1 tRNA gene and 2 rRNA genes are annotated in these 650 nt (G+C 50.2%); all 3 read left to right on the forward strand.

Annotated elements, in window-relative coordinates:
- A 16S ribosomal RNA gene (locus tag ACIFQN_RS24330) occupies positions 1 to 152 on the forward strand; the annotation flags it as partial.
- 135 nt (positions 153 to 287) lie between these two features.
- A tRNA-Ala gene (locus tag ACIFQN_RS24335) sits at positions 288 to 363 on the forward strand.
- A gap of 154 nt (positions 364 to 517) precedes the next feature.
- Positions 518 to 650, forward strand: a 23S ribosomal RNA gene (locus ACIFQN_RS24340); the annotation flags it as partial.

Below are 650 nucleotides of genomic sequence, written 5' to 3' on the forward strand. Positions count from 1 at the left end.
CCCGAAGTCGGTGAGGTAACCTAAACTGCCCCAAAAAGTTTTACTTTTCGGGGACTCCAGTTGGGAGCCAGCCGCCGAAGGTGGGGTAGATGACTGGGGTGAAGTCGTAACAAGGTATCCGTACCGGAAGGTGCGGATGGATCACCTCCTTTCTATGGAGCATTACACAGATTGTATTCTTTCCGGTTTTGAGGGTATGTGACCCTCACCTCATACTTGATTACTAAGGGGCTCCGATAGTATTCGGAATTAGCTCCAGAGGATTTACGTCATTTTTGGGGCAGAATGGGGCTGTAGCTCAGTTGGGAGAGCGCCTGCCTTGCAAGCAGGAGGTCATCGGTTCGATCCCGTTCAGCTCCACCAAAAGAATAAATATGTTCCTTGAAAACTGGATACTGCATGTAATTGCTAAGGATTTATTACTGATGTAGTACTAGTAATATTAACTGCAAGGATGGCCTGCTAAGTTCGTCTCATCCATGAGACAACGCATGCACTAGCACATCCTGTGCGTCGTGGTTAAGTTACTAAGGGCACACGGTGGATGCCTTGGCGCTAGGAGCCGAAGAAGGACGCAGCGAACTGCGATAAGCCTCGGGGAGCGGTAAGCACGCTTTGATCCGGGGATCTCCGAATGGGGAAACCCACCA

The sequence above is a fragment of the Brevibacillus sp. NRS-1366 genome, from assembly GCF_050467985.1.